The 19,651-nt window shown below is 45.9% G+C and carries 16 protein-coding genes; 12 read left to right on the top strand and 4 right to left on the bottom strand.

The window, feature by feature from the left end; translation table 11 throughout:
* From BN93_RS12010 to BN93_RS11995, 4 genes are all read left to right on the top strand, one after another.
* Positions 1–1,057 (top strand): glycoside hydrolase family 10 protein (locus tag BN93_RS12010; protein ID WP_019188564.1); only part of this gene is annotated, 1,057 nt, incomplete at its 5' end.
* Positions 1,058–1,558: 501 nt separating this feature from the next.
* Positions 1,559–4,792 (top strand): SusC/RagA family TonB-linked outer membrane protein, encoded by a 3,234-nt coding sequence (locus BN93_RS12005; protein WP_052311376.1) that lies wholly within the window; start codon positions 1,559–1,561, stop codon positions 4,790–4,792.
* Positions 4,793–4,810: 18 nt separating this feature from the next.
* Entirely contained in the window at positions 4,811–6,745 is a 1,935-nt protein-coding gene (locus BN93_RS12000) for a RagB/SusD family nutrient uptake outer membrane protein (protein ID WP_019188562.1), read from the top strand.
* A gap of 24 nt (positions 6,746–6,769) precedes the next feature.
* Complete coding sequence (locus BN93_RS11995; RefSeq protein ID WP_044260669.1) at positions 6,770–7,681, top strand: discoidin domain-containing protein; 912 nt, start codon at positions 6,770–6,772, stop codon at positions 7,679–7,681.
* A 306-nt stretch (positions 7,682–7,987) separates the two neighbouring features.
* On the opposite strand, the gene BN93_RS11990 is transcribed toward BN93_RS11995, so the two are convergent.
* The 4 genes from BN93_RS11990 to BN93_RS11975 are packed head-to-tail and all read right to left on the bottom strand — an operon-like array spanning position 7,988 to position 11,237.
* Positions 7,988–8,401, bottom strand: coding sequence for a DUF2750 domain-containing protein (locus BN93_RS11990; protein WP_019188560.1), 414 nt, complete (start codon positions 8,399–8,401; stop codon positions 7,988–7,990).
* A 26-nt stretch (positions 8,402–8,427) separates the two neighbouring features.
* Complete coding sequence (locus BN93_RS11985) at positions 8,428–8,721, bottom strand: tetratricopeptide repeat protein (protein WP_009229116.1); 294 nt, start codon at positions 8,719–8,721, stop codon at positions 8,428–8,430.
* A 39-nt stretch (positions 8,722–8,760) separates the two neighbouring features.
* Complete coding sequence (locus tag BN93_RS11980) at positions 8,761–9,765, bottom strand: glycosyltransferase family 2 protein (RefSeq protein ID WP_019188559.1); 1,005 nt, start codon at positions 9,763–9,765, stop codon at positions 8,761–8,763.
* Positions 9,766–9,785: 20 nt separating this feature from the next.
* Positions 9,786–11,237, bottom strand: a complete 1,452-nt coding sequence (locus BN93_RS11975; RefSeq protein WP_019188558.1) for an oligosaccharide flippase family protein — start codon at positions 11,235–11,237, stop codon at positions 9,786–9,788.
* 441 nt (positions 11,238–11,678) lie between these two features.
* Between BN93_RS11975 and BN93_RS11970 the strand changes: the two genes are divergently transcribed.
* The 8 genes from BN93_RS11970 (at position 11,679) to BN93_RS11940 (ending at position 19,495) form a co-directional block, all read left to right on the top strand.
* Positions 11,679–12,626: a glycosyltransferase family 2 protein gene (locus tag BN93_RS11970; protein WP_019188557.1), complete on the top strand. Its 948-nt coding sequence runs from the start codon at positions 11,679–11,681 to the stop codon at positions 12,624–12,626.
* Positions 12,623–13,564, top strand: a complete 942-nt coding sequence (locus BN93_RS11965; RefSeq protein WP_019188556.1) for a glycosyltransferase family 2 protein — start codon at positions 12,623–12,625, stop codon at positions 13,562–13,564. Before BN93_RS11970 ends, BN93_RS11965 begins: the two co-directional genes overlap by 4 nt.
* Positions 13,561–14,682, top strand: coding sequence for a glycosyltransferase family protein (locus BN93_RS11960; RefSeq protein ID WP_019188555.1), 1,122 nt, complete (start codon positions 13,561–13,563; stop codon positions 14,680–14,682). Before BN93_RS11965 ends, BN93_RS11960 begins: the two co-directional genes overlap by 4 nt.
* Before the next feature lie 227 nt (positions 14,683–14,909).
* Complete coding sequence (locus tag BN93_RS11955; protein WP_019188554.1) at positions 14,910–16,835, top strand: hypothetical protein; 1,926 nt, start codon at positions 14,910–14,912, stop codon at positions 16,833–16,835.
* A gap of 63 nt (positions 16,836–16,898) precedes the next feature.
* A complete protein-coding gene (locus BN93_RS18060; protein ID WP_009229109.1) occupies positions 16,899–17,072 on the top strand; it encodes a hypothetical protein in 174 nt (57 codons plus the stop codon).
* 464 nt (positions 17,073–17,536) lie between these two features.
* Complete coding sequence (locus BN93_RS11950; RefSeq protein WP_009229108.1) at positions 17,537–17,914, top strand: hypothetical protein; 378 nt, start codon at positions 17,537–17,539, stop codon at positions 17,912–17,914.
* 688 nt (positions 17,915–18,602) lie between these two features.
* Positions 18,603–18,971, top strand: a complete 369-nt coding sequence (locus tag BN93_RS18710) for a hypothetical protein (RefSeq protein ID WP_232211180.1) — start codon at positions 18,603–18,605, stop codon at positions 18,969–18,971.
* 164 nt (positions 18,972–19,135) lie between these two features.
* Entirely contained in the window at positions 19,136–19,495 is a 360-nt protein-coding gene (locus BN93_RS11940) for an Imm10 family immunity protein (RefSeq protein ID WP_019188551.1), read from the top strand.
* Positions 19,496–19,651 lie beyond the last annotated feature (156 nt).

Below are 19,651 nucleotides of genomic sequence, written 5' to 3'. Positions count from 1 at the left end.
TAGGGTGTTCCCCTACAACGGTCAGTTGATACTTAACCCAGGTTTGCCTGAAAACCGCGAGTACATCTGTCGTGTGGTAGACGACATCGTTACGCGCTATGATGTAGACGGAATACACATCGACGACTACTTTTACCCTTACCCTGCTGCTGGCCAAACCATAGCCGACGACAAGGAATTTATGCGCTATAACGGCGGAATAACCAACAAGAACGATTGGCGCAGAAACAATGTGAACGCCTTTGTACAACGCTTGGGCCAAACCATTAAAGACCGCAAGCCGTGGGTGAAGTTCGGTGTGTCGCCCTTCGGCATCTATCGCAACAGGAAATCAGACCCTGTTAACGGCAGTGCAACATCCGGGTTGCAAAACTACGACGACCTTTACGCAGACGTTCTGCTATGGGTGAACAACGGATGGGTGGACTATTGTGTGCCCCAGTTGTATTGGAAAATAGGTCATCCCACTGCCGATTACCAAACACTTGCCATCTGGTGGAACAAGTATGCAGGCAACAGACCGCTTTATATCGGTGAAAGCGTGGAGCGAACGGTGAAGGAACCCGACCTAAACAACCCCAAAACCAACCAGATGGAGGCCAAGTTTAAGCTGCGTCGAAACTTACCCAACGTGCAAGGGGCTGTGCTATGGTATGCCAAAGCCGTGGCCGATAACATGGGTAACTACGGTTCGGCATTGCGAACATATTATTGGAAAACTCCTGCCCTGCAACCGCTCATGCCCTTTATCGACCATAAACGCCCCAAAAAGCCCAAACATCTTAAAGCGGTTTGGACTAGCGACGGCCTTGTACTTTTCTGGGAAGAGCCCAAAGGAAAACGATGGGGCGACTTTGCACAAAAGTATGTGGTGTACAGATTTGCCCACGGAGAAGACATTGACATTGATAATCCTGCCAAAATTGTGGCTATCACGCACGATAAGTGGATTAAGCTGCCTTATGATAAGGGGCAAGTAAAATACAGATATGTGGTTACGGCACTCGACAGAATGAGTAACGAGAGCCGAAAGGCTAAGAAAAAAGTGTGGCTGTAAGACGTGAGGGGGCTTGCAAAGGCCAATCGCCTAGCCCAATACTTTTATGGGGATCAGTCTAATTAAGCTAGGGATGGTTCTAAAATTAAGTAGGCAAAGCCTAGAAATTAATTGGGAATGGCTCCCAAAATAATATGGGAAAAGACCAAGAATTAAGTTGGGAGTAGCCCGATTAGTTTGACTAGTCTGCCCTTTCCCGTTTTAGTTTGTGATTTAACCCAAATCGGTTCATTAGAGGAAATATTGAAAGATGTCCTTTGACGAACCGATTTGGGTTGTTTTTTGTAATGCTCTTAGCTTTTCTTTGTTTAACGTTATTTAATGAAGGAATAATAAAAATATTGGCAAAATTGCTCGTAGAGTTTAAAAAAATAGTTACTTTTGTGTCGCAATTCTCTACTGGATGATATAGGATGTTGCTTACAACTAAATCTAAAAGGAACAGCTATTAAAATCAGCAAACCATTTAAAAGTTACAATCTTTAAACTAAAAACCCAATTATGCAATTACAAACAACGTTAACAAGAAAGTTGTGTTGTACTGTGTCGGGCGTGGCTTTACTTATGTTCGCCCCTGCGTTGCAGACCCAAGTCCATGCTAGCGGTTGGTCGCTTGGCATGCCTTGGCTCAGTGTTGCAGCGACTCCCAACGGCTTAAAGGCAACCCTTGCGCCTGCACAAAACAGTACGGCACCAAAAATCGTGGGTGTAGTAACCGACTCTAACACGGGCGAACCGCTAGTGGGTGCCACTGTGAAGGTGGTTGGTACAACCGAGGGAACAGCCACCGACGTAGACGGACGTTTTGAAATCCGTGCTACGAAGGGTTCAACCCTCGAAGTGTCGTACCTTGGTTACACCACCAAGAAAATCAAAGTGACCGACGTGAAGGTGCTCTCCATCACTCTTTCAGACCAAGCTCAGATGCTCGAAGGTGCCGTTATCACTGCTTTCGGAACTGCCCAAAAGAAGGAAACGGTTACGGGTTCTATCCAAACCGTTAGGCCCAACGACCTGAAAGTGCCTGCAACAAGCCTTTCCACCGCCTTTGCTGGTAGGTTGTCGGGTGTTATCGCCTATCAGCGCAGCGGCGAACCAGGAAACAATGGTGCCGACTTCTTTGTGCGTGGCGTGTCTACCATGAATGGTGCAACCTCTCCACTCATCGTGATGGACGGCGTGGAAATAACTAAGGACGACCTTAACGCCATCGACCCTGAAATTATTGAGAGTTTCTCTGTTCTCAAAGACGCCACAGCAACGGCCATGTATGGTACGCGTGGCGCCAACGGAGTGCTCATTATCAAGACCAAATCGGGTGCCGACCTCGACCGTCCTGTTATCGGCATGCGTGTGGAAAGCTGGATAAACACACCCATCAACGTACCCAAAACCGTAGACGGCGTTACCTTTATGCGCATGTATAACGAGGCGGTGACAAACCAAGGGTCGGGCGATTTGCTTTATTCGGAAGACAAAATTAACGGCACAATGCGTGGACTTAACCCCTACGTGTATCCTAACGTAGATTGGTATAAGGAAATTTTCAAGGATGCAACGTGGAACCAACGTGCCAATTTCAATGTGCGTGGCGGTACATCGAAGATTACTTACTTCATGAACATCAACGCCAGCCACGAAACCAGCATGCTTAAAGATGTTTCCAGCAAGTATTTTTCGTACGACAACGGCACCAGCTACATGAAGTATGCCTTTCAAAACAACGTAGACTTCAATATTTCCAAGGCATCTAAACTGTCACTTCACCTCAATGTGCAACTGACCGACATGCACGGTATGCTCACAGACAAGAAGGGTGGAGGAACGAAAGAGGTGTTTGGTTCTATTATGGGCGCCAATCCAGTAGACTTCCCCATCATGTATCCCAAGGGCGAAGACGATTGGTATCGTTGGGGAGGCTTGTTGGCAGGAAACTACAATCCCCTTAACCCCGTGGCCGAAGCAACAAAAGGATATCGCGACGACTTTGAAAGTACAGTGGTGGCCAATCTTAACTTTGAGCAAAAGCTAGATTTCATCACCAAGGGCTTATCGCTCAAAGCGCTGTTCTCTTTCAAAAACTACACCATCAACTACAAATACAGGGTGCAGGACTACAACCGTTACCAGCTTACCGACTATGCTGCCAACCCCGCTACCGATGGTGGGTACGACATGACGGTAAAACCTATTGCAGACCCGCAGAAGTATATATTGAACAATTACTTCTACACAAACGGCAACCGCAGGTACTATTTCCAAACATACCTGGACTATAACCGCAGCTTTGGCGATCATACAGTTAGTGGTATGGCCTTGTTTAACATTGACGAGTACAACTCCAATGTAAATAGTAATGACAACTTCTTGGCGTCGCTGCCCAAACGTCGTATGGGTTTGGCCGCAAGACTTTCTTACGACTATAAGTATCGCTATATGGTGGAACTTAATGCAGGTTATAACGGATCTGAAAGTTTTGCCAAAGGTCATCGTTGGGGTTTCTTCCCCTCGGTTTCGTTGGGTTGGAACGTTAGCGAAGAGCCTTTCTTCGAATCATTGAAGAAAACGGTACAGCAACTTAAATTGCGAGCCTCTTACGGTTTGGTGGGTAACGACCAAGTGGGGCAAGAACGTTTTGCATACCAAGCTATCGTAGACTTAGAAAAGAGTCCAGAGTTTTCCACAGGTTATGGCAGCCAGAGCAGAAATCTTAAAGGTCCTGTTTTTAAACGTTTCGAAAACACGAACCTTACCTGGGAAGTGGGGCGCAAACTCAACGTGGGTTTCGACCTAACAGTGAAAGACGTTAAGCTTACCGTCGATGTTTTCCGCGAAATTCGTAGCAACATCTTCCAAAAGAAAGGCTCAATACCTAATTACTTTGGTACGGCAAAAACAGACATCTATGGCAACCTGGCCAAGGTTAAGAACTGGGGCGTGGACTTGGCTGTGGATTATGGCAAGAACATAACCAAAGACCTCGCTGTGGAATTCCGTGGAACGTTTACCTTTGCTCGCAACAAAGTGCTTGAATACGATGAGGCCGCCGACACCAGGCCTGCCCTTAGAATGGTGGGTAAGAGGCTGAAATCCTATTGGGGGTATGTTGCAAACGGCTTGTATATTGACGAGGCCGACATCGCAAATAGCCCGAAGTCTACTTTGGGCAATATTGCCATTGCTCCTGGCGACGTGAAATACGCCGACCAACCTGACCAAAACGGCGAATACGACGGCAAGATAGACGCTAACGACCGCGTGCAACTAGGCTACCCATATATTCCCGAAATCGTTTACGGCTTTGGCCCATCTATCTCTTATAAGAAGTGGGACCTCTCTTTCTTCTTCCAAGGGCAGGCAAACGTAAGTTTGATGATGAATGATTTTGAGCCATTTGGCACGCAAAGCAAACGAAATGTGTTGCAATGGATTGCCGACGACTATTGGAGCAAGGACAACCAAAACCCCAATGCGCGCTATCCACGCCTAACCAAGTATAATAACCACAACAACATGCAATCATCTAGCTATTGGTTGCGCAACGCGGCATTCCTTCGTCTGAAGAATTTCGAGGTGGGCTACAAGTTTAAGTATGGCCGCATCTACGCCAGTGCCAGCAACCTTGTTACCTTCTCGGCATTTAAGCTGTGGGACCCCGAAATGGGTGGAGGCGCAGGCATGAGCTATCCCCTGCAAAGAACATTTAACATTGGCTTGCAGTTAACATTCAAATAACTATAACCGAACATCAAGATGAAATCAATATATAGAATTTTCATGGCCGTGGCAGTGACGTTCGCGTTCGTTTCGTGTAACTTCTTGGACATCGTTCCAGACGAGAACGCCACGAAAGAGGACACATATTCGGACCACAACAAGACCGAGAAGTACCTCTATTCGTGTTACGCATATCTTCCACAGTCGAATTTGGCGCAGGGTTCGCTCGACTTCTTTACAGGAGACGAGGTTACAACAGCCTTCGAACACGAAACGTTCGCAGCTTTTCCAAAGGGAAATTACACGGCCTCTTCTCCTGTAATATCCTATTGGAACGACTTCTTTCAAGGAATTAGGCAGTGCTACATGTTCTTGGAGGGTGTAGACAAAACATCCGACATGGACGATGAGAAGAAGGCCGACTATAAGGCGCAGGGTCAATTCCTTATTGCCTATTACCATTATATGCTGGCTCGATGCTATGGCCCGATTATTTTGGTGAAAGAAACACCCAATATCGAAACCAAGGTAGAAGACTTTGCTCATCGCACGCCTTACGACGAGTGTGTACAATGGATATGCGATAAGTTGGATGCTGCCGCTGCTGGTCTGCCTGTAAGGCGCGATCAAATACAGTATGGCCTTGCCACAAGTGTGGCTGCCAAGGCTGTGAAAGCCAAAATGCTGCTTTATGCAGCCTCGCCATTGTTTAACGAACGCGCTCCCGAACTGTTTAAGAATATGCGCGACCCAGACAATGGCACACAACTGATGCCTACCGCCTACGATGCCAACAAGTGGGTGAAGGCGCGCGACGCCATGAAAGAGGCCATCGACTTTGCCGAACAGAATGGTTATCATCTCTACACCAAACAAGACCGTTTTATTGGCGATGCCAGCAAAAACCAATGGCCTGCTGCCGGCCCCGTGCGCTGTCTGCGTTTGCTTTCGCTCGACTACCAAGAAGTTAACCCAGAGGTGCTATTGGCCGAAACAAGAGGCGAGGGATGGTATGGCGTGTTGAGCAAGTCGTTGCCTTTCAGTGCCTCAGGCTGGGCGTGGAACGGTGTTTGCCCCACATGGGCAATGCTTAATCGCTTTTATACCAAGAACGGATTGCCTTGGGATGAAGACCCAGATTTTAAGGACACAGAAAAGCTGCAAGTGGTGGCCATCGACTCGGCTCACCAAGACGAGGGCCAGCCTGGAAAGAAAACCATTGTCTTTAACCTCGACCGCGAGCCCCGCTATTATGCTTGGGTGGCTTTCCAAGGTGGTTATTATGAAGTGCAGAACGACCCCTCTAACCCAGCTTACACCATGAGCAATGGGCAAAAGAACACTACCGACTCGCGTTTGGTGTGCGATTTTGTTCTAGGAGGTAATTGCAGTTTAGGTACGGCGGCATTAAAGCGCACTGGTAACTATTCGCCTGGCGGCTATCTCAATAAGAAATTTGTTAGTCCTAATACGGCTGTATCTGCAAGCGGAGGTGGTTCGCGCGAATGGATGCCGTTCCCTGTTATCCGTTTGGCCGACCTTTACTTGGGTTATGCAGAGGCTTGCGTGGAAACGGGCGACCTTGAAACGGCCAAGACTTACCTCAACAAGGTGCGCCAAAGGGCAGGTATTCCCGATGTTGAAACGTCGTGGGCACGCGCTGGCGTAACACTCGACCAAGCTAAGCTGCGCCAGATTGTGCGACAAGAGCGTATGGCTGAGTTTTATTTGGAGTGCCAAAACTTCTGGGATATGCGCAGGTGGATGTTGGCTGGTGAATGCTTTAACAAAAAGGCACAAGGCTTAAACATCAATGCCACCACCATAGAGGAGTTTGCTGGGTTGAAAGAAATTCAGTACGAGCGTAAGTTTGAGTCGCCTACGCAATACCTATTGCCCATCCCCATTGACGACATTAACAAGAATCCACACCTTGTGAACAATCCTGGATATACGGGTGACCACAGGTAACACGAACATTTAACATTCAACGAAATGAAAAATATCATATTATCCATAGTCTGCCTATGTGCGGTGGGTGCTTTCTGCTCGTGCAGCAAAGACGACAATGGGCCTGCGCCTACATCGTTAGATGCCCAAACGCTTAGGTACGACAAGGCACCAGGGGCTGTAATCATCTGGTGGACGATACCCCAAAATCCCACTTATAAGTACATTAAGGTGACATATCAGGTGCCTGGCGAAGAACAAGTGCGCATGCGTTTGGCAAGTGTTTATAGCGATTCTATCAAGATAGACAACCTGCTGGCCCGCTATGGCGAAATAGAATATAGCTTGCAGCCTCTCAGCGAGGCCGGGGCAGGAGGCGATGTGGCCAAGATTACGGCGCAAGCAGGGGCGGCAACAAAAACCGTTTACGAAACATTTAAAGACCCCTTGACGTTTGAAGCGAGCCAAGTGTGGAGCGACGACCCTGAATCTAGCGAAGGGCCACTGTCTGCTTTGATAGACGGAAATGAGAATACTTACTTCCACATGAGTTGGAGTGCGCCCCGACCCTTCCCTCATTATATTGTGTTCGACTTGGGACAAGAGCGCACGGCCTTGCAATTCCGCTATGTGTGTCGTAACAACAACAATAAAGACAACCCCAAGGAAATGGATGTGCTTGTTAGCGACGCCTTTGAAAACACTCCTGAATATTATGCCAACGAAACGGGAACACGCAAGCTGGCCTCGTTTGCCAACCTGCCTGGCGACAAGAAGGCTGTGTACGAGTCGGCACGAAGTATTAAGAGCGATAAGCCTTTCCGTTACGTCTGGTTTAAAATTAAGTCGGCAACTTCTGGTAAAAACTGGGTAGCTATGGCCGAATGGCAGGTGTTTAAGATTAGGGAAAAGGTTTACGACCCTGAAACAAAAGAGACAACAGTTGTGGAATATTGAGTGAACTGACAAGTTGATGAGTTGACAAATTGACGGGTTTACAAGTTGATAAGTTAACGAGTTAACGGTTAAACAAGTTAGCGAGATAGACAGTTTACACGGCTTAACAAGTTGGCTAGTTAGCAGATTTACAAGTAAGTAAGTTAATAGTTCAACGGCTTGTCCCGTCATTTTTTATTTTCATCAACGTATAACAACAGAAAATGCCGCGTGTTCTTGAATTGAACACGCGGTTTTTTATTTTCCATGTATTGAGGAGAGTATAAAATAAAAGGTTCGTATAACAATTGCAGAAAAGGCAATTGGCTACTCGTAGTTTTCCAATTCTTTGTGTATGTCGGCGATAAGCCTTGTCAATGGAACGTTCAGTCCAAATCCATTGGGTACGGGAAACACTAAAGCAGAGGCAATGTTATTCGTCAACAGCTTGTTTACGATAGTAGAGAGAAACTCGTCCAAAGTAAAACACTTACACAAATCATTCTGCAAGCTTACTGTTCTTGTGGCATAGAAAGAGGCAAAAGACTCGAAAGGGAAAAGAAGTGCAAACAAAACACCATGTTTGTCTTCGTTCAGCACAATGCAATCGCCCTTATACAACGTCCATATCTCTTCCCAATCGCATATTCGTTTTACAAAATAAGCATAGCGTTGCTGGGGCGTTAACTTTATTATCGCCTCAAATTCTTGATCAGTTGTCTTGTATTTTTCTGTTTTCATTGCCCTGTCTTGTTTAAAGGCATTTTTTATAACCTGCCTAAGATGTCTTCGGCAAGGTTCTTTTCATAATCCACAACATCATCTTGACAAGGCGTTTCTATCACTTGTGTCAAATATCTCCTAGCCTCGTTGTACTTACCAGTCGCAAACAGCAACTCGCCTAGCACACAACTCGCCCTTATAAAGAAAAGGTTGTTCTGCATTTTGGCTGCCTCGGCAACTACGTTTTCTAGTATTTTTGAGGCCTGTTCTGTTTTACCGAGGTCTAAAAGGCGTAGTGCCTTATAAAACTGAACTTCAAAATCATTGATTATATCCATACCCAGCTTTGCCGTTTTTAATGGTTTTCATTGCCTATCTTACCTCATTTTATCGCGCATTGCCCTAACGAAGAAATACAATTCTTCTTGTATTCTAAACGCCAACCACGAAAAGCGGAGGGGCATATACCCAAACTTGCGCGTATCTTTGCCGCTAAGCAAAGAGTGGTCGATGTCTTGCCAAGCCGCTTTCAAACGCTTTTTCACCGTTTGTTGCTCTGTTCGCGACAATTGCCGTCGCGTTTTGTAGTACTCAAAATATAGGTCTACAACCGTTAGCCACCGCATGTTTTCAAATCGTGCGCACAGGAAACGGGTGTCGGCATGGCTCCGCAAAAATTGTTTCAGACTTTTGTAAGCGTCCAAACGATAATACTTATTCAGGTTAGGCGCATGCGTGGCCGACTCTGCATGCTGGCGATAGAAATACTTTCCCGCGCATTGCGCCACCTCTCGCGATGCCCAATAATGCACGCGCGTGGTGTTTTCGTCGCTATACACAGGACTACTCTCATCGTAAGGATATTGTAGATGTATCGCACGCCTTATCATATAAAGCCCATGAATGCGCCAATCAAGACTCAATTCGCAAGCGCGAAGGCCGCTAATGCGACTAAACGGCATCGAATTATACCGCCGTTGGCGCGTATATGTGCCCTGAACGTCGTCGCGTTCGGCAATGATAAAGTCGAAAAGCACACAATCCACCCCTTGTTCTGTGTCGAGCACCTCGGCAGCAAGCTGCAAAGCATCGGCCGAGAGCCAATCGTCCGAATCGACCATGCACACGTATTCGCCAGTAGACATGCCCAAAGCCACGTTGCGTGTGTGCGAAATGCCTGAGTTTTTAGCCAGCGTCGCCACCTTCAATCGGCTGTCCTTCGCCGCATATTCGTGCAGCAACGCCAATGAATTATCGGTCGAGGCGTCGTCTACACATACAATCTCAATGTCTTTCAAACTCTGATTTAACAGCGATTCGAGACACGTTCGCAGATATTTTTCAGCATTATACACGGCAACCAGTACAGAAACTTTGGGCATTATCTTTGTATTTCTAAGTTTTAATGTTTTGTTTTCTTTCGCAATGCGCCAACCGACAAGTACGAACTGATGCCAACCAACGCAAGACCAACGAGGCAATAAACCGACATGTTGTGTACAAATGTGGTGGCATAGGCCAAGACAAGCCAAGGCAATTGCAGCCCGATGTTGCGGAAAACGCTGCGGCGCATGCGACAACCAAACTTCTTTTGCACCACACACGCCACCAAAGCGAGGTTAAGCAGGCTCATTACCGATAGGCACAAGCCCACGCCCCACAATCCGCCTAAGTGCATTCCGCCGATAACGGCCGCCACAAAAGCCAAGTCGTAGGCCACTTCGAGCAGCAGGTAGGTTCGCGAATCGCCCTTTGCCAGCGCGATATATTCTAACGGAAGACTTATCGCCCCAAAGAAAATGTTGAAACTAAGCACCTGAACCATGACCACAACCCCAGCAAAGGCACTGCTATACAACAGCGGAACAAGAACGGGCAACGCCAAAACGAACACCACCAACAACGGCCCAACAATGAGCAAGCCCACCTCTATTTGGCGGTTTACAAGCACGTTCATGGTATATTGAAATCGGTTTACGGCCGAAATGCGCGGAAAGAAGTCGGCCTCTAACGCCGAAAACAGCGTGGAGGCATACACCACAGAAAGCATATAGCCGGCATTATACAGGCCAACGGTTTCGATAGAGGCCGTTTTGTTAAGAAAGCTACGAATAAAAAGGTCGGCCCCGTTGCCCAATATGCCTGCTAGCGTAAAAGCCAAACCCAGCTTTATCACCGCGCTACCCGAACGAAAATGCTCGCTGTTCCAATTCAGTCGCAGCGGAAATGCCCTGAACGAGCAAGCCAGTGTTGCGCCCATCTGCACCAAAGCGGCCACAACAAGCGACGGAACAATGGCTGCCTCGCGATAGATGTAGTACAAGGGGATGGTTATCAAGATGGTAAGTGCCAGACTGGCAATGGAAAGTTGGGCCAGACTACGCAGCATTCGCGCGCCTTTCAATAGGGCCGTCTCGCCCACGGTGATGCACGAAAGGGCCACAATGGGCGAAAGCAGCAAGAAATCTACAGTGTGAACGTTATCCGAAAACGTGATTTGGCTGAGCCATACACTAAGCGCAAGGCACAGCGACATACCCAAGAAACCCGTTAAGAAAGCCCAAAAGCGAAGTGTGGAGACAGCCAAGTCGAGGCGTTGGCCATCGTTTGTCTCGTAAGCCTCCGACACATTGCGCACCCCACTAACGCCCAACCCCATGTTTGCCGTGTTGGTAAGCAGGGTAATGGCCGAGTTAAATAGGGATATAATGCCCACGCCGGCAGGCCCAATAAGCACGGCCACCAACTTGTTTCGGATAATACCCAAGCCGATTGTCACACCCTGAACACTGCCGAACACACCCATATATTTCAGTATGTGTGCATAGCCGTTTGTTTTTTCCTGTTGTCTCATTCTTAATTATAGAGTAAAAAAGAATTGGCTTTAAATGTTCTTTTCTCCTTTCTCGAAAAGTGCGTTTTCTCGCCATGACAATGTCCGAGCAAGCTCGACGTTGTTCATTTGGCTTAACGAAAACGTTCTTTTCTCGTTCCTCGAAAAGTGCGTTTTCTCGCCATGACAGTGTCCGAGCAAGCTCGACGTTGTTCATTTGGCTTGACGAAAACGTTCGTCTGCCAACAGCTTTCTCTGCAACGCACCAGTACAAACCCCTTTGTAGTGCCTGTACAAGCCACTTGTTGTGCCACTACAAGGAACTTGTATTAGCACATGCCTAGGCCTGGTGCAGCTTTGTAGCTTAAAGGCGATTATTTACAAAACCTAATCTTTTTTACTATAACAACGAAAAATTTTGGTCATTATTACTTTTTAATGTAACTTTGTAAATAAAACATCATGCAAATAAGTGTTGTCATACCTGTATATAACATGCTGCACACACTCGACCGCTGTGTAGAGAGCGTGCTCAAACAGACGTTTGACAATATGGAAGTGCTGCTTGTTGATGATGGTTCTACCGATGGTAGCGCGCAAAAATGCGACTCGTGGGCCGAAAAAGACAGCCGAATAACGGTGCTGCACCAACCCAATGGCGGACTGAGCAAGGCCCGCAACACGGGTATCGCCCATGCTAAGGGCGACTTCTTGGCCTTTGTAGATGCCGACGACGCTATCGCGCCCAACACGTTTCAGGCCGCCGTCGATGCCTTTGCGCAACATCCGCAATGCAACATCGTGGAGTTTCCCGTGTTGAAGGGCTGGCTTTCGCAACACGAACAGCTGCTCACCTTTGCCGAACAAGAGCACCATAAGCCAGCCCTTTATTGGTACGAAGAGCAAGGCTACCTGCATGCTTATGCTTGGAACAAGCTGTGGCGCGCCAATCTCTTTGCCAATGTGCGGTTTCCCGAAGGTAAAGTGTTCGAAGACCTTATCACCACGGCGCGCCTTTTGGCCAAAGCAGGCAACATACTTACCATTAACCAAGGTGCATACCACTACTGGCTAAATCCCGAAGGCATTACCCAAAAGGCCAGTGCCTACGAATTGGCACAACTGTTGGTGTGGAACTTGCGTGTGCGAAAAAGCATCATCCCGCCCAACGGCTGTACAAGCGAGACCCAAGCACGCTTTCATCTGCATTTGCTTAACATGCAAATAGACCTTTACCGCAAAGGCGACACTACCATTAGGCTGGCTCGTCATCCGCTAAGTTGGCACTTCGTGCTAAAAGCCCCGATGCCCTTTGCCACGCGCGCCAAAGCCTTTTGGGTTAAGGTTTTCGGCATAAAGAGTCTATGCCAAATACATCTATTGTTACACCGTTTCATGAAAACAAAATGATTAGCTTTATCATTCCCTATCACAACGAACCCTTAAACATGCTCAGGCAATGTCTGGACAGCATATTGTCGCTGTCGCTGAGCAATGACGAGCGCGAGATTGTTGTCGTTGATGATGGTTCGGACTATTCGCCCATCAACGACTTGCGCGACATTCAAGACCGCATTATTTATGTTAGACAAAAGAACGGCGGACTAAGCCACGCTAGAAACACTGGCCTAAGACTCGCCACTGGCGAGTATGTGCAATTTATCGATGCCGACGATTACTTGTTGCGCGCACCTTACGAGCACTGTCTAGACATCATGCGCTATCAAGAACCCGACGTGGTGATGTTTAATCAAACACAAAACACCCCCAAAAACGTTCCCACACACTACGAAGGCCCCATTGACGGAGCACGCTATATGCGCCACAACAATCTGCATGCAGCTGCTTGGGGCTACCTTTTTAAACGGCAACTTGCCGGTTCGTTGCGCTTTCGGAAAGGCATATACCACGAAGACGAAGAGTTTACGCCACAGCTATTACTACGTGCCGAACGCGTATTTGTTACCAATGCCCACGCCTATTTCTACCGAAAACGCGAGGGTTCTATCACTCAGCGACACGACATCAAGAGCGTTGCCAAACGGCTAAGCGACTTGGAAGACGTTATCATGCAACTTAAAAAGATGGCGGCAACGGGACCAACGGCCAATAGAGACGCCTTACAAAGACGTGTGGCACAACTAACGATGGACTATCTGTACAAAATCATCGTCGACACGCGTTCGCCTAGACATCTGGAAAAATGTGTAGCGCGCCTGCACCGCAATGGTTTGTTCCCACTTCCCGACAAGCCTTACAGCCAAAAGTACCAATGGTTCAGACGTTTTACCAACTTCAAAGCTGGCAGGCGCATACTTTGTAGGGTGTTACCAAAGGTTGTTTCATGAAGATTTTACTGCTAGGCGAATATAGCAACGTGCACAATGCCTTGGCCCAAGGGCTGCGACAGCTGGGACATCGAGTTACGGTGGCCTCTAACGGCGACTTTTGGAAAGACTATCCGCGCGACATCGACCTCAAACGCACTGCGGGGCTGTGGGGCAAAATAAGCTTTTCACTTCGCCTTTTGTGGGCATTGCCCAAGTTGCGAGGCTATGATGTGGTGCAGCTTATCAACCCCATATTCGTTGAAATGAAGGCCGAAAGGCTGTTTTCGCTGTATCGCTACCTGCGCAAACACAACAAGCGCGTGTTTCTCTGCGCCTTTGGCATGGACTACTATTGGGTGAACGAATGCCGAACACGCAAGCCTTTACGATATAGCGACTTTAACCTTGGCAACGAACTAAGGCAAAACGAAGATGCCTTAAAGGAAATAGCCGACTGGATTGGCACGAGCAAAGAACGGCTAAACAAGTATATCGCGCACGATTGCGACGGCATTATCACGGGGCTTTACGAGTATTGGGTATGCTATCAGCCGCTTTTCCCCCATAAAACCGTTTTCATCCCCTACCCCATTAAGATGCCATGTCCGCCTGCAACCATCGCACCTATCGGGCAAAAGGTTAAGATTTTCATCGGCATCAACAAGTCGCGACATGCCTATAAGGGCACCGACATAATGCTGGCTGCCGCCCTTCGGTTGGTAGAAAAGCAAACAAACGAAGTGGAATTGGTGAAGGTAGAGTCGGTTCCTTTTGCCGAATACCAACGACTGATGGAAAACAGCGACCTTATTTTAGACCAACTTTATAGCTATACCCCATCAATGAACCCCCTTTTGGCCATGAGCAAGGGCATTGTTTGCGTTGGCGGAGGCGAACCAGAGGGCTACGAACTGCTAGGCGAAACGCATTTGCGGCCTATAATAAACGTACTGCCAAACGAAGAAGACGTGTATATGAAGCTAGAACAGGCCATTGCCGACAAGGAAAAACTGATGCAACACAAACGCCAAAGTGTGGAATACGTAGCCAAGCACCACGATTACGTAAAGGTGGCACAACAATATGTGCAACTATACACGGCAGAACTAGCCGACAATGTGCCATCAGAAGAGTAAGTTTATGACTTGATAAGTTTATTAGTTGATGAGTTTAAGTCTTATCGCTTTATGGCTCATACTACGAAATTCCGAGCTTACCACAGAGAAAAAGGCAGAAGACATAAGAACTCACCACCCTTCAAACTCAAAAACTCATCAACACATAAACAAACTTATAAACTCGTAAACTCAAAAAATAACAAACACATGAAGTCAAAAAACTAATAAACTCAAAAACTAAACTCATGAATTCACAAACTCATCAACTTATAAACAAGCTACTTCTGCTTTCACTTCTCATTGTCGGCACAACGGCAAAGGCGCAAAACATTATCGAAACTTTCGATTATGCCAATCACACCAATACCGACAAGGAAAGTAAGCATTGCCAACTCATTTTTCCGAAAGGCGAAGGCAAAGGTAACCCAACGGTAAACCCAAAAACACATACGCTATTGCTCAACCCTGGCAACAGATTGCTAGGGAAGTCGCTTTCCAACAAATGTATCACAAAGGTTGTACTGCACGTTGCCAAAGGCGCAATCCCTCTTCGTTCAGAGCAGTTTACCACCCCTTCGGGTTATTTCCAACAAGAAGGGCAGGCTTGGGTGGGGCAATCGCGCCAAATGGAAATAACGAACAATAGTCAAGAAGTGCTGAGGCTCGAACGTATCGAGGTGCATTTGGCCGACGTTTCGCCTAAACAACCAACAACGATAAGCTTTGTTCAACCAGCCTACGACTTCTTTAAAGGCGACAAACTACCTGTTCCACATCTCGAAGGGGCCGAAAATAACGATTTGATGTACCTTTCGGGCAATAACAAAATACTGGAACTCAATGCCGACGGCACCAATGCCACACCCATTGCAACTGGTACAACCACACTCACGGCCGTTTATTTGGGCGATGAGAGGCATGCACCCTGCATGACAACATGTGTGATGAGATGTTGGAGTGGAATTAAAGGGGCCGCAAACATTCGTGAGTTTAACAAGAAACACGACACAGAAAGTCTGTACAACCTTTCTTTAAATGCGGCCGAAGTGGTATTCGTTCGCAATAAGTGGGCATTCGTTCGTGATAAAACGGGTTGTTTGGCTTTAAAGTTCAACAACACCATGCCTTTTCAAACAGGCGACGTACTGTCGGGATTTGTACTTGGCAAGTTCGTACGCAACTATTTTCCCGTATTGATGGTTGAAAACGATGGTACAGGCCACGTACAAGTAGAACATAAAGAGCCACCGACACCGACAGAATTAGATTGCACGAAACTAAACCTAGACGATTGTGTCTTTGGTTATCAACCCAATGTCGCGGTAAAGGTAAAAGGTAGGACGGGTAAAGCAGAACTGATGGTGAACGGACATAGCTTAGAGTTGCTCCGTGCGTTTAACTTAACGTTTACCTTACCAACGAAACAAACCTATCACACGCTCACGGGCTTGTTCTATACCTTTAAAGAAGGGGAAATTTACTTTATCCCACTACAACGCGATGGAATAAGGAAAGAACTTGTTTTGGACGAAGGAAAACCACAAAACAACATTATCACGACTACAAACACAGCTGTTGTAGTTAAACGGAAACTGAAAGCAGAACGATGGAACACCATTTGTCTTCCGTTCAACATGAGTGCGACAGAGCTAAAAGAGGCATTCGGAGTTCATACCTTGATGGCGTTCTCGACTGTTTCAAACAACAAACTGCAATTCAAACCTGTAACACAACTACAAGCAGGCGTGCCTTATCTACTAAGAACCGCTAACAACATTAAGTCGTGGACAATGCCAAACACCGACATCATCGCCCCTTACGCAAGCATGGCTACGCACGATGGGGTGTCGTTTTGTGGAACATACAACGCAAAAGAACTCGCAGCCGACGATACCGAGCAGTTTTTACAGGGCAATAAACTATTCTTACCTGCCAACAACGCTCGCACAATGCCTGGGCTAAGGGCTTATTTTAAGTTTTCTTCTGCCGCTGCTGCTAAACAATACCAATTCGTAGCCAACGAGACAACCGTTGTTGAACTCCCGCATAAAGAACAGCGCGATGAAGAAAACGAAACATGGTACACGCTAGACGGAAGGTGCATAAAGAAAGAGCAGCGACAAGCAGGGCTGGTATATGTGCGACGAAATAAGAAAATACTAATTCGGTAGATTACAGATGTAGTCTATATCTTAAACATTCTCATCCCATAACAAACAGCAAATAATCATCCTATGAAAAAGAACATCTACAAAAAACCAACCATTGGTTTGCTATGTATTAAGGTTATGTTCCTATGCGGCTCGAAAGGCACTAGCCTAAGCCCTGGAACTGAACGTGGAGATGCATCGCAAGCAGATGCAAAGCGCGCCGTCGACTTCGACAACTACGAAAATAACGACATGTAAGCGAGTGCGCAAGTTGCAGTTAATACAGTCCTAGTACCTTTGGGTTGCTATCGTTGGAACGACCAACAAATGGCTGCTAACTCATGTAACAGTCAAATAATCAAATGGTAGTTGCACAGAATAAACTTGGCAATATTCACACATACCAATACTATTGTGTAGCGCACCCAGGTATTTAACCCCTTGATGCAACTCGGCAAATTAACATTCATAATCCGTTACATATATCTAAAAAAGTGCGGTAGTATTAAAGTAAATTTGTAACTTTGCAGCCGTAATACCAAAAAACGAATGCCTATGATATAATAACATGTTACAGACACAAAGGTAATGACGTGTAAGCATCATTCTTGTTACATCCCTATTGTACGTTTAGGTGACGCTAGTTGTCCGCACTTTATTACCTGTCTCACTCCAACACCTTGGACAAACCTCACTTCAATAAACTATATTAATCAAAGAACATGAAAACATTAGGATTTGTCGGAATAGTTATAATCGCCATCGTTTTGTGCGTAAAATTGACTTTAAACTCAAACGAAGACAAAGAACTGGAAGGCATAATCTGGAATAAACAATACATGGAAGACGAAGCAAGGAAAAAAGCCGAGCTTTTCCTAAATGTAAGAGTTACGTTTAATGCAGACGGAACCGTTACTTATAGCAACAGCCCTGAATGGAGCGATGCACACAGTAACCTAGTCGACAAGACATCAAAGATGGAATACACCAAGGGCGACAATACTCGTAGCAAAGAGGGAACTTCATTTAATAACGAAAACCCAGAGAACTGGGATTGTTACGATGTCGACCTTAACAATGGCGTGTTCTGGGCCGACTAGCTTACCCACTCGGCATAATGCACCTTCAATACAACAAACCGCTTGAAATTGCATTATAAGCAACCATCAGGAATCCATAAAACGAACAAGCCCTGAGTGCGACGTTTGCACTCAGGGCTTTCGTATAAGAAAAGTCGGCCACAACTTTTCCACACCATTATACCAACAAATCCTCTGAAATCAAACATATAGGTGAAAACGCATCAACAACAACCAAATATTGTAACTCATATCAATCATTAGAAAGCATCTCAAAGTCATTAACCTGCTACCGGTTAGTGAAAAGACCACCTTTTCACAGACTTTCAACGCAATAAATACCCGAACAGGGCGTTAATCGTTATAAACTATTGGCCGCCTTGCAAGGGCATATTACGGCCACCTTGACTATTTTAACGGAAAAGATGCTTATTCACTTACGATAGTGGTATGGTAAAAGCACATTCACACCTTCACCAAGGAAACTATGCGTATAAATCAATTCGAGTATTTCACTTTCACATGCCTAGATTGTCCATTAGAACAAATAAAGGGTTACATTCAGAAAAGATGGGGAAACAGTGAAAAGTACAAAATAACACGCACGCCATTTAAGTTCGACCTATACGAAACAAGTCCGCTTAAGGGAGGTGCGCATTTTGAAAAGCTATATTTCTTCACTCCAAGGACATGTGAGAACAAGTGTATAATGTTCTCAAACTATTCAGATGGATTAAGTTCGTTAGCCTATCAAATCTCCGAGGCTTTAAGAATAAAAGCCTATTGCTTTCAAATCAGCACAAACGACACACATGATGCAATGAATGCGTTTAGTTACATAGAAAAGGGGAAAAAAGTACGTACTGTCTATGCAATGAAAGACCCCAAATGGAAATTTCTCTGCCAAGGGGAAATCCAACCATTTGAAGACAAAGAGCTGTATCAACAAAAAATGATAAAACGAAGATTAGATAAAGATGCACTTATTTCCTACTGCATTAAGCTAGGTATTGACATACGTGATGACGCTTTTTGGGAAAGCCAACAATCCATCTTGGTAGAGCGGCTGTCATGGTAGTGTAACAGAGAAGGGACACATCTTCATCAGTAAAATAAAGAAGAGACATTTGAAAAAGAATAATTTAGTATATCAGACAGGACGATTTACCTTATTTATTCCCTTGTCGGAATGGCTAAGTGAGAGATTAATTCTGCCAACGTATAACACTAATAACATTACTTATGTTTAGACTGGAATTTAAAGCAAAAGCTATTACTGCAAGTAGAAATAAAAAAGACAACTATTATATGGTTGGATTAGCCGATGATAAATTTGATTATAAGAACTATATCCTTTTCCAAAGGCCTATAACATTGGGGGAGGACGATGACCCAGAATCTGAACTAAATGGGATATATGCAGAATGTAATGGTGATGTTACTTATAACACTTGCAAATCGGTAAGTTTGACCTACGAGTCTGTTGTCTTTGAAGTACAAGATAGCATCATTGTGGTAGATTTAAGTGATGTAAAACTAAACAAGCGTTTCGTTGAGTATAGTAAAGAAATATTCAAAGAGCTATTAACAACTAAGCTGTAATACTTACGATAATGTAAGACATGTTAGTTGCCTTGGGGAATTGTATAAACCGAGGACAAACTCACTAATTCATAAACTCACAAACTTAAAAACTCAACAACTCACCAACTCCCAAAAACGAACAAGCCCTGAGTGCAGTCTTCGCACTCAGGGCTT

Origin of the sequence: Prevotella conceptionensis 9403948 (assembly GCF_000312305.1) — a bacterium.
GTDB lineage: Bacteria > Bacteroidota > Bacteroidia > Bacteroidales > Bacteroidaceae > Prevotella > Prevotella conceptionensis.
The sequence above is the reverse complement of the archived record's forward strand: the minus strand, read 5'-3'. Positions and strand labels throughout refer to the sequence as shown.

Bases quoted from the DNA above. Each gene is read 5' to 3' on its own strand.
- BN93_RS11975 (WP_019188558.1), bottom strand. From the start codon at position 11,237: ATGAGACAACAGGAAAAAACAAACGGCTATGCACACATACTGAAATAT.
- BN93_RS11950 (WP_009229108.1), top strand. From the start codon at position 17,537: ATGAAAACATTAGGATTTGTCGGAATAGTTATAATCGCCATCGTTTTG.
- BN93_RS11955 (WP_019188554.1), top strand. From the start codon at position 14,910: ATGAATTCACAAACTCATCAACTTATAAACAAGCTACTTCTGCTTTCA.
- BN93_RS11980 (WP_019188559.1), bottom strand. From the start codon at position 9,765: ATGCCCAAAGTTTCTGTACTGGTTGCCGTGTATAATGCTGAAAAATAT.
- BN93_RS11960 (WP_019188555.1), top strand. From the start codon at position 13,561: ATGAAGATTTTACTGCTAGGCGAATATAGCAACGTGCACAATGCCTTG.
- BN93_RS12000 (WP_019188562.1), top strand. From the start codon at position 4,811: ATGAAATCAATATATAGAATTTTCATGGCCGTGGCAGTGACGTTCGCG.
- BN93_RS11995 (WP_044260669.1), top strand. From the start codon at position 6,770: ATGAAAAATATCATATTATCCATAGTCTGCCTATGTGCGGTGGGTGCT.
- BN93_RS11985 (WP_009229116.1), bottom strand. From the start codon at position 8,721: ATGGATATAATCAATGATTTTGAAGTTCAGTTTTATAAGGCACTACGC.
- BN93_RS11990 (WP_019188560.1), bottom strand. From the start codon at position 8,401: ATGAAAACAGAAAAATACAAGACAACTGATCAAGAATTTGAGGCGATA.
- BN93_RS18060 (WP_009229109.1), top strand. From the start codon at position 16,899: ATGAAAAAGAACATCTACAAAAAACCAACCATTGGTTTGCTATGTATT.
- BN93_RS11965 (WP_019188556.1), top strand. From the start codon at position 12,623: ATGATTAGCTTTATCATTCCCTATCACAACGAACCCTTAAACATGCTC.
- BN93_RS11970 (WP_019188557.1), top strand. From the start codon at position 11,679: ATGCAAATAAGTGTTGTCATACCTGTATATAACATGCTGCACACACTC.
- BN93_RS12005 (WP_052311376.1), top strand. From the start codon at position 1,559: ATGCAATTACAAACAACGTTAACAAGAAAGTTGTGTTGTACTGTGTCG.
- BN93_RS18710 (WP_232211180.1), top strand. From the start codon at position 18,603: ATGTTCTCAAACTATTCAGATGGATTAAGTTCGTTAGCCTATCAAATC.
- BN93_RS11940 (WP_019188551.1), top strand. From the start codon at position 19,136: ATGTTTAGACTGGAATTTAAAGCAAAAGCTATTACTGCAAGTAGAAAT.